Source organism: Nibricoccus aquaticus (assembly GCF_002310495.1).
GTDB lineage: Bacteria > Verrucomicrobiota > Verrucomicrobiia > Opitutales > Opitutaceae > Nibricoccus > Nibricoccus aquaticus.
In genome coordinates, this window is the sequence record NZ_CP023344.1 from 4,086,361 (window position 1) to 4,113,256 (window position 26,896).

Annotated in this window: 15 protein-coding genes; 11 read left to right on the plus strand and 4 right to left on the minus strand. The window is 60.6% G+C overall.

The annotated features are described in order from the left end of the window. Positions 1–91 precede the first annotated feature (91 nt). Complete coding sequence (locus tag CMV30_RS16485) at positions 92–2,077, minus strand: fibronectin type III domain-containing protein (RefSeq protein ID WP_096057041.1); 1,986 nt, start codon at positions 2,075–2,077, stop codon at positions 92–94. Between the two features lie 358 nt (positions 2,078–2,435). Between CMV30_RS16485 and CMV30_RS16490 the strand changes: the two genes are divergently transcribed. The 4 genes from CMV30_RS16490 to CMV30_RS16505 all read left to right on the plus strand — a co-directional run bounded on the left by CMV30_RS16490 (position 2,436) and on the right by CMV30_RS16505 (position 10,404). After that, positions 2,436–4,865 carry an alpha-L-rhamnosidase-related protein gene (locus CMV30_RS16490; protein WP_175414922.1) on the plus strand — a complete coding sequence of 810 codons (2,430 nt, stop codon included), beginning with the start codon at positions 2,436–2,438 and terminating at the stop codon, positions 4,863–4,865. 82 nt (positions 4,866–4,947) lie between these two features. Next, positions 4,948–6,909 carry a discoidin domain-containing protein gene (locus CMV30_RS16495; RefSeq protein WP_175414923.1) on the plus strand — a complete coding sequence of 654 codons (1,962 nt, stop codon included), beginning with the start codon at positions 4,948–4,950 and terminating at the stop codon, positions 6,907–6,909. After that, positions 6,906–8,405 (plus strand): sialate O-acetylesterase, encoded by a 1,500-nt coding sequence (locus CMV30_RS16500; protein ID WP_096057044.1) that lies wholly within the window; start codon positions 6,906–6,908, stop codon positions 8,403–8,405. Before CMV30_RS16495 ends, CMV30_RS16500 begins: the two co-directional genes overlap by 4 nt. Positions 8,406–8,412: 7 nt before the next feature. Then, entirely contained in the window at positions 8,413–10,404 is a 1,992-nt protein-coding gene (locus CMV30_RS16505; protein WP_175414924.1) for a DUF2264 domain-containing protein, read from the plus strand. Between the two features lie 96 nt (positions 10,405–10,500). On the opposite strand, the gene CMV30_RS19605 is transcribed toward CMV30_RS16505, so the two are convergent. Then, on the minus strand, positions 10,501–10,692 hold the full coding sequence (locus tag CMV30_RS19605) for a hypothetical protein (protein WP_138223345.1): 192 nt from the start codon (positions 10,690–10,692) through the stop codon (positions 10,501–10,503). A gap of 139 nt (positions 10,693–10,831) precedes the next feature. Here CMV30_RS19605 and CMV30_RS16510 point away from each other — a divergent pair, with 139 nt between their 5' ends. The 4 genes from CMV30_RS16510 (at position 10,832) to CMV30_RS16525 (ending at position 15,474) form a co-directional block, all read left to right on the plus strand. Continuing rightward, positions 10,832–11,806, plus strand: coding sequence for an MGH1-like glycoside hydrolase domain-containing protein (locus CMV30_RS16510; protein ID WP_096057046.1), 975 nt, complete (start codon positions 10,832–10,834; stop codon positions 11,804–11,806). A 72-nt stretch (positions 11,807–11,878) separates the two neighbouring features. Continuing rightward, entirely contained in the window at positions 11,879–13,150 is a 1,272-nt protein-coding gene (locus CMV30_RS16515; protein WP_096057047.1) for an MFS transporter, read from the plus strand. Positions 13,151–13,183: 33 nt separating this feature from the next. After that, a complete protein-coding gene (locus CMV30_RS16520; RefSeq protein WP_096057048.1) occupies positions 13,184–14,704 on the plus strand; it encodes an SLC13 family permease in 1,521 nt (506 codons plus the stop codon). Between the two features lie 38 nt (positions 14,705–14,742). Further along, positions 14,743–15,474 (plus strand): LamG domain-containing protein, encoded by a 732-nt coding sequence (locus CMV30_RS16525; protein WP_096057049.1) that lies wholly within the window; start codon positions 14,743–14,745, stop codon positions 15,472–15,474. Positions 15,475–15,555: 81 nt separating this feature from the next. Here CMV30_RS16525 and CMV30_RS16530 read toward each other — a convergent pair whose 3' ends face one another. Next, positions 15,556–16,314, minus strand: a complete 759-nt coding sequence (locus tag CMV30_RS16530) for a PEP-CTERM sorting domain-containing protein (RefSeq protein ID WP_096057050.1) — start codon at positions 16,312–16,314, stop codon at positions 15,556–15,558. A gap of 437 nt (positions 16,315–16,751) precedes the next feature. On the opposite strand from CMV30_RS16530, the gene CMV30_RS16535 reads away from it, so the two are divergent. Next, the gene (locus CMV30_RS16535; protein ID WP_096057051.1) at positions 16,752–21,056 is read left to right on the plus strand and encodes a chitobiase/beta-hexosaminidase C-terminal domain-containing protein; all 4,305 of its coding nucleotides are present in this window, start codon (positions 16,752–16,754) and stop codon (positions 21,054–21,056) included. Positions 21,057–21,238: 182 nt separating this feature from the next. On the opposite strand, the gene CMV30_RS16540 is transcribed toward CMV30_RS16535, so the two are convergent. Beyond that, complete coding sequence (locus CMV30_RS16540) at positions 21,239–22,036, minus strand: AraC family transcriptional regulator (protein ID WP_096057052.1); 798 nt, start codon at positions 22,034–22,036, stop codon at positions 21,239–21,241. Positions 22,037–22,126: 90 nt separating this feature from the next. Between CMV30_RS16540 and CMV30_RS16545 the strand changes: the two genes are divergently transcribed. Together CMV30_RS16545 and CMV30_RS16550 are read left to right on the plus strand one after the other, a co-directional pair. Further along, the gene (locus CMV30_RS16545; RefSeq protein WP_096057053.1) at positions 22,127–23,605 is read left to right on the plus strand and encodes an alpha-glucosidase/alpha-galactosidase; all 1,479 of its coding nucleotides are present in this window, start codon (positions 22,127–22,129) and stop codon (positions 23,603–23,605) included. Between the two features lie 172 nt (positions 23,606–23,777). Beyond that, a complete protein-coding gene (locus tag CMV30_RS16550) occupies positions 23,778–26,876 on the plus strand; it encodes a TonB-dependent receptor (protein WP_096057054.1) in 3,099 nt (1,032 codons plus the stop codon). Positions 26,877–26,896 lie beyond the last annotated feature (20 nt).

A 26,896-nucleotide genomic window follows, 5' to 3' on the forward strand; every position in this document is an offset into this window, starting at 1 on the left:
TTGCGAAGATAACGGACGCAAAAACAGCGGCCCGATCAATCGGGCCGCTGTTTTTTCAGTTAGTTAACTGCTTGTGCAGAAACTCAGGGCATCACTGCCAGATTGAGTTGAGGTAGGCATCGGTGGGTAGGGTCACGCCGAAGTCATCGGGGACAGTGCTGGTGAGGCTGGCGTTGACCGTCCATGAGCCGGTGCCGCCCGGTGCCAGGGCCACCGCTTCCGTGACCACCGTGTTGCTCACGAGCGTCCACGGCGAGGTGGAGTAGGGCATGCGACCGATGAAGATGGAGTCGTACGCTTTGAAGTTCGTGCCGCCGCCATTGAAGGTCTTGGTGACATCGAGCGAGTTTGGAGGCGTGTAGCCGCTTGGGAACGGATAGCGCGACAGCGCGGGGCCCTGCGCGGCGATGTAGCAATGGCGGAGTTCGAGGCCGTTCAAGCCACCCGTCTGGATCGCGCAGTTGCTGCTCGCGAAGATCGCGGTGTCTTTGAACGTCATGTTGCTGTAAGCGGAGTCACCAAAGAACTGGAACGTGTCGGTATGAGCGCTGCCATTGGAGCGGTAACGCGGGGCGATGTAGCATCCGATGAACTGGAAGTTTGAAAGCGCGCCATTGGTGCTGGAAGAGGCCTGGGCGCTATCCGTGTCGCGAACGGAGTATTCAGGCAAAACCACCTCGACGAATTCCATGTTGGAGCTCGCCATGTTGGTAGAGCCGGAAACGCCGAGCCAGTTAACGATCTTGGTCCAGGCGATGGCGGAGTTGTTGCAGGCGCTGGGACGAAGCGAATAGGCGATGAACCCGGCGAAGCACACATTGTTTACGTTGTGGATGCGCGCACCGATGCTGCCGCTGATGCCGATGGTGACGGTGCCGTATCCATCACGTGGAGCGATCGTGACGCGCTTAGTCCAGGAGGTGGAACCCAAGTTTTGAAGCACGGGAGTGGAGCCCGAGCCGGAGCCGTTGCCAGGAAGATCGCCGGGAGCCACACGAATCAGGACGCCGGCGGAAACCTGGGCAGGTGTAAGCGTTGAGATCGCGCTGCTGATGGCGGACCAGGAGCAGGCGACGTTGACGATGTTGGGCACCGAGTTGTCGTAGAGAAACGGTGTAGCCAGCACCGAGGGCCAGTGTGTGCCGTTGGGACCGAAGGAGGAAACTTCCACAGGGACGCCGCTTGATGAGAGCGTGTTCACCGTGACGGAGTTGCTGTCCGCAGAGAGATTGTTGGCGGCATCCCGGGCTTTCACTTTGTAGGTGTAGCTGGTGGAGGCGGTGAGGCCGGTGTCGCTATGAGACGTGCCGGTCACGCTCGTGAGCAACGAGCCGCCACGGTAAACGTTATAGCCGGTGACGCCCACGTTGTCAGTCGATGCGTTCCAACTCAGATTGATTTGCGAGCTGGAAGCGGCAACTCCGAGGAGACCGCTCGGCGCGCTGGGAGCGGTGACATCTCCGCCCGCAGTATTGACGAGGAGATTGTCGAATTGGGCGCCGTCATTTTTGCTGCCGTAGCCGACGTAGCCGCCGGCGAACGTGGCGTCCGAGGCGGTGCCGAGCGTGGTGCCGTTGCGTTTCACGGTGATGCTTGAGCCAGCGCGGGTCACCTCAATGGCGTAATCCGTGTCAGCGGTGGAAAGTGCGGAGAAGTCGGCAAGCTCGGTCTGCACGCCAGCCTGCACCTTAAAGATGCCGTTGGTGAGGCCGTCGTTCGCCTCGTTGAACGAAGCGAAGTAGTAGTTGCTCGCGTCGACGTAGTTGAAAACCACTGCGGCATCGTTCCATAACGCGGATGTGCCGGTGATGCGAAGCGTGGTGGTGAGGGTGTAGTCCCCCGATACGCTGGTATTGTGGCGGGTGAGGTTGCCCATGATCGTTCCGTTTGCCGGAACGCTGAGGACGTAGCGGCCGCTGCTCACGGCCCACGTGCCGCCGGAAACAACCGTGAAGTTGGCGGCCGGGCTGGAAGTGAAGGCCTCGTTGATCACGGTGGCGGCGGAAGCGGAAAGAGGCAGCGCGCCAAGCAGGCAGGCGCAGGCCCAGGTTCTGAAGGAAGTCAGAGAAGTTTTCATGATTTCGGGAGTATGCTCCGCGAACCGGTGCGGCATCCGGGGAGGATGCGACGGACGCGGAAGGGCTGAGGTAGGGGTTGCTTCATATCAACGCCCTGAAGTCGTAGCGACCGGTGAGTCACCGTTGCGGTCGAGACGGATTCAGTTCGTTGCAGGGGTAGGTGACGACGGCACTTCTGCTCACATCGGTGTGTTGAGAAAAGGGCGCGGATGTTGAACCCGTTAACGGATGCGCCTCAAACTGCCTCGTTGAACAGGTTTAACCCGTAGCGATTTGGCAAATGACGCCGGGTGAGGCTTGGTCATCCATCCCCAGAATGTCGCTCACATGCGTCCACTGTCCCCAATGGCTCCAGCGATGAGCATCCCCCGTTTTCTACCTCCGATGACAGGGCTGGACGCGGATGCGAATGTGCAGCCGCGACATCCCGCGGATGCCGCCGCATGGATCTGGCATCCGTGGCGCGTGACGGGAGAGACGGCATTTTTGCGATTCAGCATCGAGGTTTTCTTGATGGAAACGGAAACCATCCGCGTTCACGTGACGGCGGACCAGCGTTACATTTTCAGCGTCGATGGAGTGGAGGTCGGGCGCGGGCCGGATCGTGGCGTGGTGGAGAGATGGCCGGTGGCCAGTCATGAACTCGCGCTATCCGCCGGCCGACATCGATTCGAAGCATTAGTGTGGTGGATTGCCGATGGCTCCCTGACGGGATTGCGCGCGGACGCGAGCGCAGGCGGAGATGCCCTGCGGAGCCGTCCACCGGTTGCGCAGACGACGTGGCGCGGAGGATTTTTATTTGCAGGCGACGGAGCGATGGCTCCGCGGCTCAACAGCGGGCAGGCACCGTGGCGCGTGGATGATTTGACCGATGCGGTGCGACTGGTGCAGCCGGTTTTCCCGGTGTATCACGATATCGGACCTGAGTTCCAAATCGACGGGGGGCGCTGGTCTTTGGTGAGAAGCGGGGAAACGGCGGTTGTCGTCGCCGGCCATGTGCGTGGTAATCCGCATGGCGTGCAGCGTCCCGGCTGGCGTCTCGCCCCGGCCAGTTTGCCGGAGCAGGAATACACGCGGATGAATCGAGGTCGGGTCCGTGCGTTCGCGGGGTCGTGGAAGACCGGCCAGTTGAAGGAGACGACAGACGCCGGTGTGAATGACTGGAGTTTGTTACTTCGAGGGGAAGGCAGCGTGGTTGTCCCGCCTGACAGCGAGCGAACGCTGCTCTGGGATTTTGAAGATTATGTCTGCGGTTATGTGCGGCTGATTGCCTCGGGAGCCGGTGCGCAGGTGCGCGTCGATTGGGCGGAGGCGTTGCACGAAGCGATTTCGTGCGAGTGTGTGGCTGGAGGCACCCGGAAAGGGGATCGCGCGGCGATCGACGGGAAAGTTTTTTGCGGCTTCGGCGACGAGTTTGCGGTGGGAGCGCATGAAGTTGAATTCCCGGCTTTCTGGTGGCGCTCGGGTCGGTTTCTTCAAGTGCGGCTGCGCACCGGAGCACAGTCTCTCACGATCAGATCGCTCGCGATCATCTCGACGGGCTATCCGCTCGGGGACGCGGCCCGGGTGGCGACGAATGATGAGGCACTGAACGAACTCGCGGCGATCTGCGAACGAACCACACGGGCGTGCGCGCATGAGATCTGGACCGACTGCCCCTACTACGAGCAGATGGCCTATGTGGGTGACAGCCGCCTCGCGGCGCTGGTCAACTACGCGGTGTTTTCGGACGACCGATTGAGTCGCCGCATGCTCGAGCTTTTCGATGATTCGCGCAGGGGAACGGGCCTGGTGGCGATGCGTGTTCCCGGGACGTGGACGCAGGTGAGCGTGACTTACGCGCTGCTCTGGGTGCTGATGGTCCGGGACTTTGCGTGGTGGCGCGATGATGCGAGTTTCGTGCGTGCGCGCCTGCGCGGCGTGCGTGCCCTGAACGACGAGATCGCCTCGCTGGCGGGTGAAAACGGCCTTCTTGGAGTTTTACCCGGATGGTCGTTTGTGGATTGGGTACCGGAGTGGACCAACGGCTGCGGACCGGGCGTGCGCGAAGGCGATTCATGCCTGGTGAATCTCCATTGGTTGCTCGCGTTGCGCGCGCAGACGGAGTTGGAAAAACACTTTGGCGAACCAGAACTCGCGGCCCTCACGAAGCGGAGGGCCGATCGGATTGCTGCAGCGATCGTCGAGCGGTATTGGTCTGCCGGGCACGGACTTCTCGCGGACACAGGCCAGCAGGTTGATTTCAGCGAACACGCGCAGGCGCTGGGGTTATCCGCCGAGTTGCCGCTGGCGCTGAGCCGGGAGCGTTGGGTGGAAAACTGGTTGAATGCTCCGACGCTCACGCGTGCCACGGTCTATTTTTCCTTCTACGTGATGGAAGCACTGAGGGCTGCCGGCCGCGGAGACGAGCTGCTGAAGCGGGCGGACATGTGGCGCGATCTCCCGCTGCGGGGATTGCTCACCGTTCCAGAAGCTCCTGAACCGACACGCAGCGATTGTCATGGCTGGGGCGCGCATCTGCGCTGGCACTTCGCCGCGTCGGTCGCCGGTGTGCGGCCAGCGGCGCCGGGATTTGCGCGGATTGAGGTGCGACCACTGTTAGGACCCCTGACGTCCATCGATGTGGTCGTGCGGCATCCGCGCGGAAATATCGAATGCGTGCTGCGACGTGACGGCCAGCGTTTGCAAGGACGACTGGTCTTGCCCGAAGGCATTTGCGGTGAACTCCACTGGAACGAAAAGACACGCCGGCTAAGTGCGGGAGAAAATGAAATCGATGAATCCTAAGAACCTCATTCTTCGTCAACCTGTGCGCAGGATCACTTCCGACTTCACCATCCGGATGGCCGGATCGGCTCCCGTTTCTTTTATGCTAACCCCGCAAAAGTTTTTTTGTCTGTTTGCGCTTCTCTTAACTTCGCTGGTTGGCGCAAGAGCCGAGATGGCCGTGGCGATCGACCCGGTGGCGTTTGGTAAGAGCGCGCTCGCAAATCCGAATCTGGCAAACACCGACGGCGAGTTATTCTGCTGGAACGCATCGGGGGCGGCGGCGGATTTTTTGCGTGGTTATACGGCTTCGGGCGATGCGAGGTGGCTGGAAGAGGCGGAGAGATATTACGATTTTCTACTCGGAAAATTGACGCGTGATCCCGACGGCTACGAAGGCTGGATCGGACTTTCGATCTGGGGAACACCGGGGCGGCAAAATCTGGATGACTACAGAATCGATGCGGTGGTGGGTGACGCGATCCTGCTGGCGCCGCTGGTGGGCTTTGCGGAGATCGTGAAAAAAGATCCCGCGTTGACGGTGCGGTTTGGCGCATCGGCGGAACGTTATCTGGAAAAGGCGCGAAAGATCGGGTGGGAGAAGTGGAATCATCGCGGCGCGTATTATCGCGATGCGGCGGGTTACGGCAGTTACCAGATGCCGGCACGGTTTATCTCCAAGGAGAAGGGGCAGTGGGTCGCGGCAGCGGTCGAGCCGATGACGGAGAATCTCAACAAGCACTCCGCGATGGGGATTGTGATGCTGCGACTCTGGCGCGTGACGGGAGAAATGAAGTATCGTCTTCGCGCGGAGGAAATTTTTTCGCGGCTGAAGTCACTCTTTCGTTATCTGCCCGATGAGGACCGGGTGATATGGAATTTTTGGATGCCACATGCGCCGCTGGATATTCGCGGCGAGAAGCTGGCGAGCTGGGTGGGGCTGCACCCGCAACGGCCGAATTACCAGTCCGAGGAAGTGGCCCGCATGGTGGAGGCATACGATTCGGGCGTGGTGTTCGATGCGGACGATCTCCGCCGGTTGATCCGCACCAATCACTTTATGATGCCGGCAGCGTACGGCGGAAAATGGCGGACGGCGGATGGTTCGGCTGAGTCGGGGAAAATCTGGAGCAGTCTTGCGCGATTTGATCCGAAGATCCGCGAACTGTGGCGAGCGACGCTGGAGAAATCGGACAAGCCGCATGAGAAAATCGAGCGCGCTTACGACGACACCGTGACGGCGCGAGAGCTACATTGGGGCAGACGGTACGTGAAGGAGGCGGTTGCGATGCGCGTCTTTTATCACCCGCCACAACCGGGTGCGGTGCTTTCGGCGACAGTGGTTATTCCGAATGCGATTCGTGCTCAGAGTTCCGAGGGCGTGCGGCTGGTGACGCAGACAAGGGCTGCCGGGGAGTTGACGATCGATCTCCTCGATAGGACGGGGCGCGTAGTGTTGGGAGAGCTCTATCGTCGCAAGGTGTCTGGCGATGCGACGATTGTGATGCCGTCGTGGGACGGCGTGAATCCACGCAGTCAGAAGCGTGAAGCGGGTGAGTATATCGTGCGCTGGCGGCTCAACGGAGAAATTCGAACGGAGAAAGTCTGGGTGACGCTGGAGAAGACGGAGAGCCCGCCTGGTTTGGAAGCCGGCGAGAGGTGGCTGGAGACGGTCGCGGTAGATGCGAGTGACTATCAGTCGCGCTTCGTGCCGGAGAAAACACGCGACGATGATCTGGAGACACGCTGGACGGCGCCGAACGACGGGCCGTGGATTCGCTTCGATTTTGGACGAGGGCAGCCACTCGTCGCCATCGATCTGGCAGTCGGGCAAGGCGATCGGAGGAACGCGTTTTTCCGATTGGAAGTTTCGGATGATGGAGCGATCTGGAAAAAAGTATTCGAAGGCGCGTCGGGCGGGAAGACGGCGGGGTTCGAGCGTTTTCGAATCGAGCGGGTGCAGGCGCGCTTTGTGCGCTACGTGGGCTTTGGTAACTCAATGAACGAATGGAATAACCTCAGTGAAGTGCGTTTCGTCGCCGCCGAAGGAGCTCAACTGCCATGAGACCGTTTCTTTATTTCGCGGCGATGATCCTGGCGGCGAATGTGTCGGCCGAAGTGCGTCTGGCGGCGTTGTTCACCGATCACACGGTGCTGCAACGCCGGGTTGAAATTCCCGTGTGGGGCTGGGCCTCTCCGGGGGAGAACGTGTCGGTGGAGTTTCGCGCACACACGGCGCGAGCCGTGGCTGACGCAAACGGGCGCTGGCAGGTAAAATTGCCCGCGATGGAGGCGGGGGCGCCTGCGGAGATGATTGTGCGCGGTACCAATGAAGTGCGGCTGCGTGATGTGGTGCTCGGCGAGGTGTGGTTGTGCTCGGGCCAGTCGAACATGGCTTTTCGCGTGGAAGAGCTGGACGAACCCGAGGAGGAGGCGGCCGCGGAGTATCCAGATATCCGGCACTTTGCCGTGGGCATCGCTGTGGCGATGGAGCCGGCTGAATCGGTGGAAGGACGATGGATGGTGTGTTCCCCGGCGACGGTAGGCCGCTTCACCGCGACTGGTTATTATTTTGCCCGTGAACTCCAGCGGAAGCTCGGCGTGCCCGTGGGGCTTATCAATGCGAGTGTGGGAGGCACGCAGATCGAGTCGTGGATGAGCGCCGAGGCGCTGGCTTCAGATCCCGCTTTTGCGGTGGTGGCTCAGCGCTGGGCGGAAGCACTGGCGAATTATCCGGTACTTGCCCAAGCCGTGACCGAGGCCAGGACGCGCTGGAACGCGGTGACCGTGGCGGAACGATTCGAGCTGGCGCGCGCAGGACTGCGGCCAGGTCCGATGCCGCCGGGGCCGGGAAACCGGGATACGCCGTCCAGCCTTTTCAACGCGATGATTCATCCGCTCATGCCCTATGCGATCCGGGGAACTCTTTGGGATCAGGGCGGCGCCAATGCGTCGCGTTACAGCGAATACGGAAGACTTTTTTGCGCGATGATCGAGGACTGGCGGACAAAGTGGAACGGAGGCCAACTGCCGTTCCTGTTCGTGCAGGCGCCCAATTTCCTCGATCCGAAGTCGTCAGGCTACGACCGGGCGGGCCTGAGACTGGCGCAAGCGGAGGCGTTGAAACTGCCTGCCACCGAGATGGCGGTGACGGTGGACATCGGGGAGACGAACAACGTGCATCCGCTCAACAAACGACAGGTGGGTGCGCGGCTGGCGGCGATCGCGCGCGCAAAAGTTTATGGCGAGAACCTGATTTTTTCCGGGCCGAGGTTTCGATCTGCGGAACGCATAGACGACAAGGCGGTGCGCGTGAATTTTGAAACCTGGGGTGAAGCACTGGTGAGCGCCTCGGAGCGATTCGGCGGATTTGAACTGGCGACAGCGGAGGGGAATTACGTGGCGGTGAGCGCGCGGATCGAGGGTACGGGCGTGGTGTTGACCGTGCCGGAGGGCGTGCAACCGCTGCGGGTGGTTTATGCGTGGGGCGACGATCCTGCCTGCGATCTGCGGAGCGCATCGGGATTGCCGGCGGCTCCCTTCATCGCCGAACTGCGCTGAGCCTTTCATGCGATTCGTACCGGAGAATCCTGATTTCAGGCTCAGCCCCTTTTCCGGGATGGCGCGGGAGCACTGGGTGCAAGCAGCGGTGTTTCTATTGGAAGGCGTTTTTGCCCACCTGGGAAATGTCCGCGAACCGCTTGTTTTTCCCCGGCGCAGCCCTGAGGCGTATCCGAGGCCTGGAGCGACTTGGGTTTCCTTGCGCGCGCAGGAAATGGAAGGGCTGGCGCGGACGTTTTTAATCGCAGCGCCGCTGATCGAAGAAAATCCGGACCTGATGGTGCGTGGCATCAACGTGCGCGACTATTACGCACGCCAGATTCTGCAGGCGTGCGATCCGTCGTCGCCGACGTTCATGGGCCATGCGGAGGATATCGCGCGTGCGAATGGCGGACAGCTGGCGCAGCAACTGGTGGAAGTCGCTGCGCTCTGTATCGGGCTGATGAGCGCGCGAACGAGCGTTTGGAGCCAGTATTCTGAAATGGAGCGTGCGACGATCGCGGCGTGTTTTCACGACCATGCGCATGGGAAAACGCATCCGCACAACTGGCGGTTCTTCAACGTGCTCACGGGGGCCTTTCTTGAAGCGAACGAGGTGGCTGTGGATGCGGTGGCGATGGATGGGCACCTTCATGCGTTGATGGCGTTCTATGCGGGTGACGGCTGGTACCGGGACGGACTGGAGTTCGATTATTATTCGGCGTGGGCCTTTCAATTTTACGGCGCTTTGTGGTGCGACTGGACCGGGTATCAAAGGCGACCGGAAACCGCCCGGATGATCGAGCGAAGGCACGGGGAGCTCATGGCGGTGTATCCGCATTTTTTTGGCCGTAACGGGGAGTCGCTGCTTTGGGGAAGAAGCGCGATTTACCGCTGCGCCGCCTCATCGCCGCTGGTCGCCGCTTTTCGTTTGAGGGAGACGCCAATAGATCCCGGCTGGGCGCGACGCATCGCGTCGGGGAATCTTCTGCAGTTTCTTGGACGCGACGATCTTTGGATGGATGAGATTCCGAGTCTCGGATTTTTCGGCCCGTGCGATCCGGTTCTCCAAAGCTACAGCTGCGCGGCGAGTCCGTTCTGGCTCGCGAAGATTTTTCAGGCGCTGAGTTTGCCGAAGGATTCCCCATTTTGGACCGCAGTTGAAAACGAAGGCGAGTGGCCGCGGTTGGGGAGTGGCGTGCAGACGGTTTTGCTGGAAAGGCCCGGGCTGATGGCGACGATCCATGGCTCGACTGGCGCGGCGGAGTGTCGCCCGGGAAAATTGGCGCTGGCGCAATCGTGGTATCAACGCCTCGCGTTCAACACGGCTTTTCCGTGGGAAGCGGACGATGAAGCGGGGGCGACGGCGATGAGTTACTCGCTGCGGCGGCTGGGCGAAGATTCTTCGGAGGCGGCCGGCAAATGGGCGACGCCGGTGGCGATGCGGCACGGAGGGTTTCGCGATGGGGTGTTGTACCGGCAGATTATCTTTCGAAGAAATTCGCCCATGCCGGACGTGGTCATCGATCTGGCGGATATCGTAATCCCCGGCGGAGTGCTGCGGGTCGATCGTGTGCGTGCGGACGGAGAATGTGAGCTCCGGCTCGGACATTTTGGTCTGCCGCATCTGCACGGAATGGCACCGGAAATTCGCGAATGGAGGGAAGATGGGGCGCAGTTTGCGACAGCGGTATGCGGAGAGCGGGGACTTTTGCTTGCGACTTATCGCGGGTGGAGCGGTGTCGCGGCGCAGGTACACACCTGCAAGAATGTAGAAGCCGAGACGAGCACGGTGCTCTATGCGGTGCGATCCCGTGGAGAAAGAATGGCGGAGGTTTCGCTTCTCGTGACGTTGATGCTGCATCGAACGGATGGGAGGCATTGGACGGCGAGTGAGACTGATCTCGTTCGAGAGATCGTGCCGGCCACAGACTGTGAGGCTGGTGTTACGGTGTGCTTCAAAGACGGGGAAGAGCGCACGGTGGACTTCTCCCGCATCGAGGGCCGCTTAGGCGGCTAAGGCATGCCCATTTATGAAACCAAATACTCTCTCTAAAAAGTTCTGTCTTCCGCTCGCCGTTCGTATCGTGGTCGCAGCGACTGGGGTTGCAGCCTTTCACGCTGCGCCAGCGGCGAGTGCGGAGCCTGTGGCAAACACGAATCCACCGGCACCGACAACGGCGGTGGATGAGGAGAAAGTAGCGTAGCTGCGTGCCGAGGCGGAAGCGTGGGCGAGTGTGGCAGGTTCGAAACACACGGAGGCCGAGCGCACGCTGCTGGCGAGGAGTCGCGCGACACTATTGGGCAACGTGACGGAAAGTCCGGCGTGGGCGCCGTACCGTGGTATTGTCCCATCGCCCAAGGTTTATCGCGGGATATGGAACTGGGACGCGGCATTTCACGCGGTCGGGGTCGCTCATTGGGACGCGAAGCTCGCGCACGAGTAGATGGACATCATCCTGGACCGCCAGCTCGAGAATGGGATGCTGCCCGATGTTCTCCATCAGAACGGGAAGTTGAATAGCGAATACGGAAAGCCGCCGGTCATGGCATGGGCGGTGGCTGTGGTCGACCGGCGATCGCCCGACGACGCGTATATTGCGCGCGTTTATCCGAAGCTGGTGCGACTGGGACAATTTTGGGATCAGGAGCGCGGAGGGAAGAGCGACGGACTTTATTTCTACGCGGGCGGTCACCCGGGCAACGAGTCGGGCTGGGACAACTCCGTACGCTGGGATGGCGGGTACCAGCTTTCCAAGAGCGACGAGAAGCGGCTGTGGGCTATCGATCTGAAATGCTATCTCTACGCGCATTTTCGCGCGCTGAGTTATCTCGCGACACGGTTGAATCGTGAGTCAGAGGCAGCCGGATGGAGCGAACGGGCGGAGAAACTTGCGCGGCAGATCAACGATCAGCTTTGGGACGAAGAGAAAGGATTTTATGTGGATCGGGATCGTGTGATTGGAGCCCCGAGTCAGGTCCTTTCCCCGGCGGGTTTCATGCCGTTGTTTGCAGGGATCGCGCCGAAAGACCGAGCGGCGCGGGTTGCGGCTGCCGCAGCTAATCCAGAAAAGTTTTTTCCCGGTATGCCCACGGCGGCGTACGACACGCCGGGCTACGACAGTCGGGCGATGTGGCGTGGGCCGGCCTGGCTGAACACGTCTTTTTTCGCGCTTAAGGGACTGCGCGACTACGGCTACACGGAGGTGGCTGACGCGATGCGGGCGAAGCTGCTTGGGTGGGTTGCCGCGGAGCCGGAGCTCTTGCGGGAGTATTACGATTCAAAGACGGGCGAGGGACTCGGGGCGCGGCGCTTTGCGTGGACCGGCGTGTTTGCGATAGCGTTCGTCCTCGATTGGGAAAACGACCACCTGACGTGGCTTTTCCCTCGGACGAACAACGTGAATGGCGGAAGCGATTAACAGGTTTAACCGCGTGTGGATTGAGGGTGCGGTGTCCGGCTGAGACTGGTCGATACCGCCCATACCCCCAACATGGCCATCGCGTCTCCTGTTGCATCCATTCCGTTCGCCGCCAGTCGTCCCGCTCATCCACAAGCGTGGAGCGCGCTGACGTTGCTGTGGTTCGCGTTTTTTCTGAATCAGGCGGACCGCCAGATTTTGCCCGGAGTGTTGCCGCTGGTGAAAGCGGAGTTCGGTCTGGATTCGGGACAGCTGGGATTGCTCAACTCCGTGTTTCACTGGGTCTACGCGGCGTTGGTGCCAATTGCGGGATGGCTGGCGGACCGGCGCAGCCGGCGACGCGTGATCATTGTGGCGTTGGTCGCGTGGAGTGTGACGACGGGATTGTCGGGCATTGCGGGGAGTTTTTTGTTTCTCGTGCTCATGCGCGCGGCGACGGGGGCGGGGGAGGCGTGTTATTTTCCGGCGGCGGCTTCGCTGCTGACGGATTTGCATGCGCCGAAACGCACGGGGCTGGTGCTCTCGATCCATCAGTCGGCGAACTACGTCGGTGTGGCGGGCGCGGGCTGGCTCGCGGGGTGGGTGGGCGAGACGTATGGCTGGCATCAGGCGTTTTATGGATTTGGTGCGGCGGGTGTGTTCGTGGCGGCGCTGCTGGCGTGGCGGCTGCCGGATGCGCCGCGAAGTGGAGGGGTGGCGGAGAGCGCGATCCCGTTGCGCGAGCGCGTGTGCGCGGTACTGCGGGTGCCCAGTTTTTATTGGTTGATGAGCGCGTTTCTCGGAATGCTGCTCGTCAACACGGCTTATCTCGCGTGGATGCCGACCCTGTTGCACGAACGCTTCGGGCTGACGTTGTCGGCGGCGGGATTTCATGCGGCGATCTATCATCAGGCGGGAGCGCTGATCGGTGTCTTGCTCGGCGGGAAACTCTCCGATGCGTGGTTGAACCGCACGATTCTCGGGCGGCCGCTGACGCAGATCGTGGGACTGGTGCTGGGTATTCCGTTCATCGCGCTGCTCGGGCTGTCGGGTGATAAGATCGTCGTTTACGGAGCGCTGGGGCTTTTTGGGATTTGTCGCGGGCTTTTTGATTCCGCGCTGTTCACCTCGCTGTTCGCAGTGATGCCGACGCGTGTCCGTGGACTGGCTACGGGTTTGATGATCTCGCTCGCGTTTCTCGGCGGTGGCTTCGCGCCCTGGCTGGTGGGACTGCTGGCAAAATCGCAGGGACTGGGGGCGGCGCTGGCGTGGAGTGCGAGTGGCTACGCGCTCGGGGCGGTGTGTCTCGTGCTGGCCTGCTGCTTGAGTTATCGGAAAGATGCTGAACGGGCGCAGATCGCTTGAGGCCCCTGACGCTCGCCGAGTATTTATCACCCCATGGATAACGTCCCACGTGAACAGCCCCCGCACTCGTTCGACGAACACGTTGCGTCGTCGGAAGGGAGCGGCTGGCCGCGACGGGTCGGACTTTTTATCGCGGTGCTGCTGCTCGCGGCAATTGTCTGGACGCCCGCTTTTCCCGGGCTAACCGAGGGAGGTACGTGCGTGGCATTGCTCACGCTGCTCATGGGCGTGTTGTGGATCACGGAGGCGATTCCGATTCCGGCCACGGCGTTGCTACCGCTGGTGCTGCTGCCGCTGATGGGAATCGCGCCCATCAAGTCAGCGGCGATGCCCTACGCCGATCCGATCATCTTTCTTTTCATGGGAGGCTTCATGCTGGCGCTGGCCATGGAGCGGTGGAATTTGCACCGCCGGATCGCACTGACAATCATCGGTTCGGTCGGTACGAAGCCTCGCTCGTTGGTGCTCGGTTTTCTCTGCGCTGCTGCGTTTCTCAGCATGTGGACGAGCAATTCCGCAACCGCGATGATGCTCCTGCCCATCGGTGTAAGCGTTTATGGTCTCTTAAAAGCGGGAAAGCCCGGTGGTGAAATTGGCGCTGCGCTGATGCTCGCCATCGCCTACGGTGCGAACATAGGCGGCATGGGCACACTTATCGGCACACCGCCCAATGCGGTTCTTAAGGCCTACATGGAAAAGGCGCACGGGGTGGAAATAGGCTTCGGTCAGTGGATGCTTTTCGGCGTGCCGGTGGTCATCGTCTCGCTGCCGCTCGTTTATTGGATCCTTACTCGGTGGAGCTTTCTCGTAGAAAACACGGAGGTATCCGGCGTGCGGGAACGGCTGGCCGAGGAGCGCTCGAGGCTCGGTCGGATGAACTGGCCGGAGTGGGCGGTGACGGGGGCTTTTGTGGGAGCGGTTACCCTTTGGATCTCGCGCGAACTGTGGAAAGCGCCCGCGCCTAAAAGTCCGGATGCGCCGTGGCCCCTAGGCGCGCTCATCACCGATGAAGTGATCGCGATGGGCATGGCGCTGCTGCTTTTCTTCATCCCCGCAGGGCGAAGCCGGGGCGGCTTTGTGCTTGATTGGACATGCATGAAGAAAATGCCGTGGGATGTGCTCATTTTGTTCGGCGGCGGTCTCAGCCTGGCGGCTGCGATGGAGAAAACCGGGCTGGTGGCCGCGCTGGCGACCGCGCTCGAGGGATTGTCCGGCTGGCCGCCGATCGGTATCGTTTTCTTGGTGACGGCAGTGATGATCGTGGCCACGGCGCTCACGAGCAACACAGCCACCGCAACCGCCTTCCTGCCGGTGATCGGCGCGCTGGCCATTGGAGTGAACCAACCTCCGCTGCTGCTCTGCGTGCCGGTGGCCTTCGCGGCCAGCGCGGACTTTGCTTTGCCGGTGGGCACACCGCCCAATGCCATTGCTTATGGCTCAGGGCTGATCACGTTGCCGCGCATGTTACGCGCGGGGCTGCGTGTGGATCTGTTGTTTGCGCTGCTGTTACCATTGCTGATGTGGACGGTTGGTCGATGGGTGTTTGGCTTGTAGATCAACGGGACGACTTCGGCCGCGCCGCGTAATTTTTTATGAACACGACTGAACCGCTCTGCCGCTGGCATTTTCAGGAACCAACCGGTACCCCGCGCGTTTCCGAGGGGTGGCATCGCTACGAGCTGGTGGAACGCGAAGGACCGATCACCCGTGTTGAAGACGGCATTTGCGGGCGCTTCAGCATGGAGCTGCGCGAGGGACAGTGGCTGAACCTGCCACGCGCTGGCTGTGCCGGGCTGAATCTTCACGGCCCGCAGCCGTTCTCGGTCGTGGCCTGGGTGAAGCGCGCGCCGAAAAGTTTCAAGCAGTGCCAGGCGGTTGCTGGCATGTGGAACGAAACGGGTGAGACGCGGCAGTATTGTCTGTTCCTCGATCTGACGATCTGGGACAGCGCGGACTCGGTTTGCGGCCACGTCTCTGCGACGGGGAAGCCATCTCCAGGTTATGAATACTGCATGGAAGCCGGCATCGGCGCGAAGCCGGTGGCGCTCGGCGAGTGGCACCAGGTGGCGTTCACCTTCGATGGAAACTGGGTGCGCGTCTATCTCGATGGACGGCTCGATTACCGGCCCGGGCTCAGTCCTTATTTTTGGCCGCGCACGATCAATGAAGTCGGTGAGCGCGGCTCGGATTTCACGGTGGGCGCGGTGTACCGCTGGGGAGAGATGGGCAATTTCTTTGTCGGCCGTTTGGGCGGGCTGGCGGTGTACGACACGGCTCTGGACGAAGAAGCGATGAGGAGACTGCACGCGTCGCGGTCCTGTTGAGCAGCTGACCGCCTGTACGCGGGCACAAAAAAGCGGAGCTGTCATGGCTCCGCTTTTCCCCTAAGCCGAACAACCAATGAGTCAGATTGTTGCTGGCAAATTTGATGTACGAATACGGCGCGCGCGGATACGGCGCGTGAGTGCGAGGCAGAGGAGGGCGCCACCAGCCGTGAGCGCGTAGGTGGATGGCTCAGGTACTGCGGTGGGCACGGAGCCTGTGACGAAACGGTTGCCGTCGAGCTGAGCGGCGACGCCATCGAGCGTGATCTGGCTGAGTTTTTGAGCCGTGAATCCCGTACCGTTGGCAAAAAGCGATGCACCGGTGAGATCGCCGGTGAAGTTGATTGCACCGAACCAGTCGGGATTGTCGCCGGCCATTGCGAAATCGAACCACGCGCCGGAGCCGACATTGATGGTCAGTACCGCGCCAGAAGCGATTCCGAGAAGATTATTCAAGAGGAAGGTGCCGCTGCCGACATGCCACGTCTGGCTCGCGGTTACATTGAGCGCGACCTGGAAGTCGATGCCGCTGCCGAGATTGGAGATTCCACCCGAGCCAAGGCTGAGCGTCTCAGCACCCGCGGGAAGAAACGCGCCGCTGACGCCGGACTGGATGGTCAGACTGTTGGCGAGAAAATCGCCGCCATTGTCGAGACCGACAAAGTCGCTGGAGGCCAGGCTGAGATCGGCGCCGCTATTGGGCACGATATTGCCAGCCCAGTTGGCGGAGTTGCTGAAGAGATAATCGGCGCCGGCGTTGGTCCAGGTGAGCTGGGCGGTGGCGAGTGGGGGCAGGGCGGCAAGGCCGGTAATAAAGAGAAGGCTGCGAGGAATGTTCATGGGGTCAGGAGTGGTGGTTGTGAGCTGCGTTGATTGAAGTTCGCAGACACGTGATGTGCGGGCGCGAACTTGGTCTACTGAAGCAGATTCGGAGGAGGGTATGCTTCGTGGAGTACAGCACTGGTGTGTTGCAAACCTCGCACGCCTCAATCGCACGAAAATTTAACCTGTTAACACGATTTGGATACAACACGCCGGGAGCTCCAACGGCATCGCGGATTTAACAGGTTGAACTTTGGATGCTTTGAAACTTGCGCGGCGGTTCACAGGTTTCGCACAGCTTTCACCCTTTCCGGTTTTGTCGAAGCAGCCGCGGTTTTACGCGTTCCCGACGAAACTGGTTTCAGTCCCCCGCATTTATTTTTCCCCGTTTATGGCGCTTGTGCCGACACCTGCGCCTGCATCACCCAACCGTTAATCCCCCCCCCCGAAAGACCATGACGTATCGTTACGCATCTTACTTCTGGACCTGCCTCAGGCATGTCCTGCTTACCGCGCTTGCGAGCGCTTTTATCACGACACTTCCCGCCGCCGTTTACCAGGAGACTTTCAACTATCCAGACGGTACTATTATAGTAAATACGGATGTGCCTGATGGCGTCGGCGTGGGCGGCTGGCATCGCCAGTCCGGCTCGAGTGGCGGCAATGGCAGCAAGATCACCGTGAATCAGGGGGCCGTCTCCTTTGGCGGCATTAACGGGCAGGATATCTATCTGCCGCTTGGCAGCGCCGGGACGATCAACTATCCGTTTCCAATCGCAGCCAGCAGTCCCGGACCGATTTATTTTGGCTTCGATTTCAGCATCACTTCGGCGAGTGCCGCTGGGGAATCTTTCTTCGGCCTGGCCGCCAACTCTTCGAGCGTGCGCGCGGGAATTCGCGCGAAGTCGGCGGACGCAGGTTATGTGCTCGGTTATGGCGGAACGGCCATCGTCTGGAGCACGCAGGTCCTGAGTTTCGGCACCCCTTATCGGGCGGTGCTGCGCTACGATGTCGTGGCGGGAACGGTCAACAACCCGGGCACTTTATATGTTTTCCCTGTGAATCTCGCCGGCGTGGACAAGGCCACCGAAGGCAATAACGCCGCGGTGATCTCGGGACATGTGGCAGGCACGGACTGGGACACAGGAATTCCCGGACCACTGCTGAATCAGGTCAGCACATCGCCTGTTGTATCTGGTTTTACCCGACTCTTTATCGCGGACAATTTTAGCGACGCAGTCGGCAGCGTTGGACCGACGGAGGGCATCTCCGAGGACTTTGCCTTGTCCGCGGGTAATTTCACACCGGTCTCCGGGGGTACCTGGACGGTGAACGAGGGGCGTTACGTTCTCTCCGCTCCGGCGAGCGCCAGCCCCGGATTCCTGGGCAATCTCAGCGTGCATAACACCGCAATCCAGAGTGATTTTTCTCTAAGCACGGTGATGCGCATCACCGGGACCGGTGCGCTTTGGAACGACGCCGCCGTGGTCTTCCACTATCAAGACTCCAACAACTTCTATTACGTTTCGCTCAACGAAAGTAATGACGACAACACGAAGGGCATCCTGAAGGTCCAGGGCGGCGTCGTGACGCAGCTCGCCGATATCACGGCCGTGGTGGCGAGCGATACCGACTATCGGTTGAAGATCGAGCGCACGGGTTCGTTGATCGTCGTGTTTCTTGACGACGTCGAGATCGCCTCGGCGGACGACGCATCCTTCGGCTTCGGTAAAGTCGGCTATGGGACAAATAATGACGGCGCGAGCTACGACGATCTTAGCGTAATCGGAACGCTTCTCGGGCAGGCTCAGGTATCGGCGCCTGCATTCACTCCGGAGGGCGGCACTTATTTTACCGCCCAATCGGTCTCTATTTCTACTGCGACCTCGGATGTGAGTATCCGCTACACGGATGACGACACGGACCCAACTCCAACCACCGGTACGATCTATGCCGGGCCGATCGCGGTGAGCAGCGACAAAACCCTGAAGGCGATCGCTTACAAAACGGGCATGTCTCCTAGCGTGGTCGCCAATGCTTCGTACACCTTCCTCGTGGCTCCCGTGGCGAATCCCGAGTTCAGCCCAGCCGGAGGGACGTTCACCTCTGCCCAGACCGTCACGCTCTCCTCGGCGACTGAGGGCGCATCGATCCGCTACACGACGGATGGATCGCAGCCATCGCCGACCATGGGCGAACTCTACACCGCTCCCATCGCGGTCAGCAGCACGACCACCTTGAAAGCGATCTCCTACAAAACTGGCGTACCTGACAGCGATGTGGTCAGTGCCACCTATCGGATCGGGAATCTCTCGCTCGGATCCTTCGGTCCCAACGGCACGCACTGGCCGGATATGCTGCCCACTCCCTTCCTGTACGACACCACGGTGCCGCATGTGATCGATGTAGCGTGCACATGGACCGCCATTCGCGACGCGATTACGGCGCTCACACCCGCGCAGGTTTCAGCCGGAGTGCTGATCCGCGTCGCTCCCGGCGATCTTCCCGGCAACGGCTCGGGCTCGACCTCTACTCCCGTGCTTCAGAACCTCGGCTCCACCGCCTGGACGAAACGCATTACCGTCGCCCCCCGCGATGGCTACGGCACCGTCACCATCGGCATCAGCGGCAGCGTCGGCGCACGTATCCACAATGTTAACAACGTGTGCTTCGCTGGCTTCGTCGCCTACTCGCTGCGCCCCAGCGCCTGCGTCAACTCCGCCATCGCCTGGACCAAGATCACCAACTGGCTAGGCGCTTCCGCCTCCACCAACATGGCCAGCTCCAACATGGAGTTCGTCGAAGTGGTGCTGCCCGAATATTCGGTGCGCGACGTCGACAGCGCCCAAGCCGCCTCCAGCACCAACGGCGCGCTCTCGAACTTCAAGTTCATCGGTTGCTACATCGCCCCGCGCTATCGCTCGAACGGCAGCGCCCATACGGACACGTTCCAGTTCTTCGGGTCCTCGGGCTACTCCAACATGAAGTTCAAAGACTCCGTGATCTTCGCGAGCAGCAACTGCGCGATCCAGACCGGGGACTTGGACGGACTGGAGATCGATCACTGCTATATCGCGGCGGAAGCCCCGGCGCTGCACCGCTATCCGTTTCCTCAAGGCTACACGCCTCCTAACCCGCTGGATGTCACCAAGACTTTCAACGGTGGCGGTGGTAACTTCAGGGTCTACGATTCGATCCTGATCGGCCGCATGCCTTATGCGGCTTCACCATGGACGATGGTGGTCAACACCCGCATCACGGAACCGGTATCGCTCGCACTAGGGGCGACCGGAGCCTGGACGGTTGATCCGACTCTTCTCACAACCACACCAGAAGACTTCGGCGTGCCGTTGCCTACGGACGATTACCTGCTCTCGATCTGGAGTCCGTCGGCCGCTCTGACCGCTTACGAGCAATGGAAAGTTGATCAGGGTCTGAGTGCTGAAACTCTGGACACAGATACACCAGCAGATGACGGCGTGCCGTTGCTACTGAAGTATGCGACGCTCGGTTCCGTAACCATCTCCGACCCCTCTCCGGTGGTCCTCGACTCCGACAGCGCCCAGCTCTCGCTGGTATTCATACACCGCGTTCCTGCGCCGGTCACCTACCGCGTGGAAACCTCCGAGAATCTGACGACATGGCAGACACTGGCCACGCTGCCTGCGGGAGAAACCGTGTGGCAAGGTGCGTCAACCGTCACGGGCACACCGATCGATGCCCAATCGGCGCAAGCGTCTGTACTGCTGCCAGCATCCGATTCACGTGGATTCTTCCGGCTCGCGGTAGTCCTCGGCGACACCACGGTGCGCAGCCAGCCTTCGGGTTATGTTTCGCATAGCCTGCCGGCCGGCGCATCGAGCGCTTATCTCGGCCAGCCATTGCTGGCACCGGCGCTTTACCTTGGCACGGTGAAGAATGTCAGTGCGGGACAAGTGACTATGGCGGGAACGCCGTTTGTGCCGGGAGCGTTTGCCGCCAGTCCGCATTGGCTGCGTGTGCTCACCGGCGCGCAGGCAGGACGCCACGCCCTGATCACCGCCAACGGCAACAACACGCTGACAGTGGATCTGTCGGATGGAGCGGCCGAGGTGGTCGCATTGGATACAGCCGGCTGGACGCTGGCGCCCGGAGATCAAATCGAAGTTGCCCCGGCCGATACGCTCGCGTCGTTCTTCAACGATCTGGTCGTTCCCGGCAGCTCGTTGTTCACCGCCGACACCGTCGGTCTATGGAACGGCACCCGCTGGGTCTCTTACTATCGTTCCACCACGCAGAATGCCTGGATCGGACAGCTTACGGGCATGGTCGCTCAGGATAACGTCGTGCTTCCTCCGCAAGGCGCGTGGGTGCTGACACGTCGTGCAGGCCGTCCCGCCTTCACGCTGCAACTCACGGGCGTGGTTCCCGAATCGAAACAACTCCTCCGCGTGAAAGGCGGCGCCACCACGATGACTTCGGGCCGGTTCCCTGTTCCGCAGCCGCTCTCCGCTTATGCCTTCGAAGGTCCGGGAGCGTGGACGTCCGGGCTGACTGTTCAGCAGGCCGATAATGTCGGTCTGTGGGATGGAGTTCGCTGGGTCTATTACTGGCGCACGACTGCCGGTACCTGGCTCAAGCAGGATGATGCTTCGGCTACGGACTATTCCACCCTTGAGATCGCGCCCGCCCGGGCTGTCTCAGTGGTGCGCCGCAACGCGGCCGCCGGTCCCGCAGTATTCCTGTCGCAACCCCAGCCCTACACCGATCCCCGTCAATAAGCTGATGTTTGAGATCCGGGTTGCCTCCTCGACGGAGGAGCGGCCCGGGCCCGCATAATCAGGCGGACAATCGTACCATCGATTGTCCGCCTTTTTCGCGTCTGGGCGCCGGGGAAATGACTGCTTTCCCTTCGCCTTTGCGCGACGCCGATACGGCATGCGCCTTGAACGGGTTCGCGGGTTCAACGCCCCGGTGCTCTCAAAGCGAGCGGGTTTTCCCCGAAATGGCGGCGAAAGCTTCGTCGCAGGGCATCTGCGCTGCCAAAGCCGGAGGCTGCAGCGATCTCGGTCAAGGGCAGGGGAGTAGCGAGGATCATGGCGCGGGCCTTTTCGAGCCGGAGCGCGCGCAGCGCTCCGCCGGGAGTGCATCCGTGGCGTCTGGTGTATTCGCGGATAAAGTATTCCCGGGAAACCCCGGTGAGACGCGCGATGTCTTTCAGGCCCAGCCTGCCGCCGGCGTCGTTGTCCATCAGGTGCCTGCCATATTCGATCGGGTCGACCGGATCGCGGTCGGATAGCTGTTCGCGACGAAGCGAAAAGAGCAGCCGGCCCAGCATCTCCGCAACTTGGTATGGGTCGCGAAAATCATGACGATGGCTTCGCGCGATGATCTCATCGAGCAGGCGGGCGGCCTCTCCGCCGTCGCGCATGCGCACGACCGATCCAAACGCCGATCTCAACTCGTCGAAAAAAGGGCGCAGTGCTCCGGGAGAGAATGCGATGAAGCGGAGCCGGTAGGGAACCGTTGCTTCTGCCGGAAAGCCGTAGCGCGAGGGTTCATCGTGGGTGAAAAGGAGCGCCTGGCCGCGGGCTGCGAGTTCTGCCTGGCCGTCCATTTCAAAGCGCACAGCGCCGGAAAGAGTGCGTTGCACGACACAATAATCCGTCAGCGGCCGCCGGGAGTTGTCCCAGATGTAACGCGTGTCGCTCCACGTTTCGTCGTCGGCGGCGGTGAGTCGTGGATAGATGGCCGCAGGCATTAGGGGGGGGAGTTCACAAAATGACGGGCTCCGATCAACTTCTATCTCTGCACGTTCTGAGCGATATGTCGGCAGCTTCCAGGCGATCCCATGAAAACGAAATCATCCCCTTCCTCCACTTCCGGCAAAGGCCATGCAGCGCACACGCAAAGCTCCGCGGTGAGCGGTCTGCCAGGCGCTATTTCACGTAAGATCAAACTGGCTTTTCTCGGCGCGGGGAGCTTCTTCACACCGCGACTTGTGAACGATCTCGTGCGCATTCCGGGCGAGCGCGGCGGGACAATCGCGCTGGTCGATATCGATGAGAAACGCCTGCGCGTATCTGCGAGGCTCGTACGCCAGTTGCTCGCCTCGATCGGGAAAGCTCATTGGAAACTGGTGACCTCGACGGATCGCGTGGAGGTTCTCAAAGACTCCGACTATGTGGTGAACTGCATCGAGGTGAGCGGGCTCGAATGCGTGCGCTGGGACAACGACATCCCGCTCAAGTACGGGGTGGATCAGTGCATCGGTGACACGATCGGACCGGGAGGCCTGTTCAAGGCGCTGCGCACCATCCCAGTCTGGCTGAAAGTGCTGAAGGATTGTGAGCGGCTTTGCCCGGATGCACTCGTGCTCAACTACACGAACCCGATGGCGATGCTGTGCACGGCGGCGGCGAGAACTTCCTCGATGAAGGTCGTGGGCCTTTGCCACAGCGTGCAGCACACGAGTGACCAGCTCGCACGGTATGCGGGCGTTCCTGTGACGGAGCTGGAGTGGGAGTGCGCGGGCATCAATCATCTCGCGTGGTTCACCCGGCTCACTCACGCCGGGCGCGATCTGTATCCAGATCTCAAGGCCCGGTTTGCCCGCGACGTGGAAAAAGCGCTGGCGGATCACGCCGCAGGCAACGGCCCGTCTGATTCCGAATACGAGCCGGTGCCGCTGGATCGCGACATCGTGCGCAAAGACATGTGCCTTCGGTTCGGCGCGTTCATCACGGAGAGCTCCGGGCATTTATCCGAGTACCTGCCGTACTATCGAAAGAGCGCGGCTGGGCGCGCCTATCTGCGCCGTGGCTATGACGGCGGTTCGCGATTTTACGCAACGCACTGGCCGACCTGGCGTGCAAATGCGGATCGCGACCGGAATAAAATCCTGCGCGGTGAACTCGCGATGGACTGGCCGCGTTCGTGGGAGTACGCGTCCTGGATTATCGAGGCGAAGGAGAAGAACTCGCCGTTCCGGATTCATGGAAACGTCATGAATTCCACCGATGGCGGTGGGCCACTCATCGCGAATCTACCGGCGTGGGGTTGTATCGAGGTAGCCTGCCTGATCGATGCCAACGGCGTGCAGCCGATTCGCTACGGTGCGTTGCCACGGCAGATGGCGGCGGTCTCCGCGAGCAATCTCAGTTTCTTCGATCTCGGAGCGGAAGCGGCGATCAACCGGAGCGTGGAAACGGCCGTGCATGCGTTGCTGCTGGACCCGCTCACATCAGCGGTCTGCACGCCGGCTCAGATCGAGGCGATGACGCTTGAGCTCTTTGCTGCGGAGAAAGCGTTTCTACCTGAGTACCGATGAACGAGTAGCACGCCCGTTCGCGAAAAATTTAACAGGTTTAACGCGGACGGGTTTGGATATTTTGCGAGCGTTTGCACGGTACGTTTATTCGCGGTCGCCCCCGGCCGGATTTCCCCCCTCGTTGATTTCCACGGCCTGTCCGTCGGCGATTCTCTCTTCTCTTCCCAACACCATGCATACCCCCCGACTCCACCTCAGTTCTCCGGCCCGTTCATCGGTGCGCCGTTTCGATCTTCTTTTGTGGTTATTGTTCGCCCTGCCGGTCGCGCTATTCGCGCAGGCCACGGGCACCATCACCGGTCAGGTATTCAAGCCTGGCACCGGAGAATTTGTTCGTTCAGCCGAAGTGCGGATCTCTGGAACGAACCAGGTCACTGATACGGATCGTGAAGGCTCCTATGTCTTCACCGGCGTACCGGCAGGCGACGTGACCGTGGAGGTTTCCTTCACCGGTTATGAAACAGCCAAGACGACCGTAACGGTCGTCGCAGGCCAGACCGTCACGCGTGATGTCAGCCTCTATACTGCTGAACAGCGCACGATGGGAGATGCTGGCGAGGTCATCGAACTGGAGGCCTTTATCATTTCTGCCGAAGTGGAAGGGCAGGCGAAGGCTACCCAGAATCAGCGCCGCTCGATGACGATCGGCGATCACGTCTCCTCGGACGAGTTTGGCGATGTGGTCGAAGGTAATATCGGTGAGTTTCTCAAGCACCTTCCCGGTGTCGATCTCGAGTATGTGCAGTTCGACGCGCGTGGTCCTCGTATGCGTGGTCTCGATCCGCAGTACGTCGGTGTCACGATGGATGGCGTGAAACTCGCCAGTGCGGATGCCTTCAACGCAACCGTGGGCACAGATAACGCGGGTGCCGATGGCAGCCGCGCCTTTGGTTTTGAGTCTATCTCCCTTTCGAGTGTCGATTCCGTGGAGGTCTATAAAAACCTCAGCGCTGACCTTGATGCGGATGCGCCGGCGGGCACTATCAATCTCCGCTCGAAGCGTGCTTTTGATCGTTCGGGTCGGCGGATAAGCTACACAGCCTCCCTCTCGGCCAATTCCGAGGAGTTCCAGTTCGAGCGCACTTCGGGCCCTGGCGATTATAAGCATCACAAGGCGCTGCCCTCCGTTTCACTGGAGTACTCGGACATCTTCCTCAACAAGCGGCTCGGCATCATCCTGACCTATAACCGCTCGAGCCTCTACAACGAGTTTCAGCAGTACTCGATGACGACGGTGAATCGCACGGCCACCGTAGCTGATCCCCGTGTGGCGGTCCCGCAGACCATCACCTTCACGGACGGTCCCAAGCTCACAGACCGCGAGACTTTCGGCTTTCGCGTCGACTACAAACTCTCACCCCGCCTCTCGTTCGGCGTGAACACCACGTTCGCGAAATACCACGCTACTTGGGATAACCGTCAGTTCCGTTTCGTGACTTCGACCAACAACAACGCAACCTCACGCGCCACAGTTGTCGGTTCCGACCCGATGGTGAGCTTCACTTCCAGTGCTGCTAACTCTTCACTCACGCTCACCGGCGACGGTGCCGACAAGTTCACAGACACGACCAGCATCATGCCGAGCTTCGATTGGAAGCCGACCAACACACTGACCGTCGAAGGGCGTTTTGGCTGGTCGAAATCCGACAACGAGTATCGCGCGATTTCGGAAGGCAAAGCGCGCAGCACAGTCGTCGATGCGCTGTCGGGCATTCAATACACCGCGAACCGTACATCCATCGGTTCTGCTGACTGGACCTTCAATCAGGTAGCTGGAGCTGATTGGGGCGTAGTCACGAACTATAAGAACCCGCGGATCACCGATGAAGGCCGCAACGACTCCAATGAAGTTTATAGCGGTGGTCTCGACATCACCTGGAAGCGCCCGATCATGGGGCTGCCCACTTTCTTTAAGGCGGGCATCAAGAGCCGCGAAGACTATCGCAAGTTTGCGGATCGGCGGAGCTGGTACACTTGGCGGTACGATGGTCCCGGCGGTGGCGCCACGGGTAACTTCCCTGCGAATACGCTTACCGGCGATTCGATCGACATGAGCGCACTGGACATCGATTTCAATTCGCTGAGCAACCTGCCCCCCGCATTCCCCGGTCGTAGCTATGCCGCCGATCTCTACCGCTCGAATCCTGAGCTGTTCACCCAGACGGGAGCGACCCCTGCGAATCACTATGCGGCCTTCATCGGCAACAATCGTAACGTGTATGAACGTGTCGATGCGGCCTATGTGCTCGCCAACACGCGCATTAACCGACTCCAGATCCAAGCTGGTGTCCGCTTCGAGAAAACCACCGATGTGATCCAGCAGCCCACGCAGCGCACACGCGCTGAGATGGTTGCGGGCGGTTACACTCTCGATGCAACTGGTCGCGCGACCACGATCCCCGGCTTGCAATATCAATTCCGGTCACTCCCTGATCTGGAGAAGGAGACTTCCTACGATCATGTTTTCCTCAGCTCCGCGCTTAAATACACGATCACCGATAACTTGATCGCTCAAGTGGGTATGCATCAGGCGATCAACCGTCCGCCGCTGACCGTCATCGCCGGTGTCACGACCTTCAACGAGCAATCGCTGATCATCTCCGCTCCAAATCCCGGTCTTCTCCCCGAAGAGTCCAATAACTACTCGGCTAAACTGGCGTACTATCTTCCCAAGTCCGGCACGCTTTCAGCAGGTGTTTTCCAAATCGACATCGATAATCTCCGCGTCGACTTTGATCGTCCGCCTGGCACGTGGTTTGACGAATTCCCCGAGATCGACCCCGTGACTTATGGCGCGTACACCGTCCGGTCCACGGTCAACAGCGAGAACTCCCGTCGTTTCCGCGGCGTGGAGCTGGAATACCGCCAGGGCCTCTATTTTCTGCCCAAGCCCTTTCTCGGCTCCAACGTCTACGCCAACTATACCCGCGCCTATGCTGACGTCCGGCGCGGTGGCATGGCTCCGCACCAGATCAATGCAGGTGCGACCTTCCGCTACAAACGGCTCTCACTCGGTGGCAACGCCATCTGGACTTCTGACACACCCTGGACGAACACAGCCAATTCGGTGCGTTTCCGCGACGAACGCATCCGTACCGATGTGAATGCCAGTTTTGTCATCAATAAGTGGGCGACGCTCGTGCTCGCGGGACGCGATGTCGGCAACGTCGGCCAGAGTCTCATCGAGAAGCGCGCAGGCCGGTCAGACGAACTCGTTCAAAAAGATCTGTACGGTGCGCTTTGGACGTTCTCGGTCAAGGGCAGCTTCTAAAAGCGGCTTTTCTGCCGGCT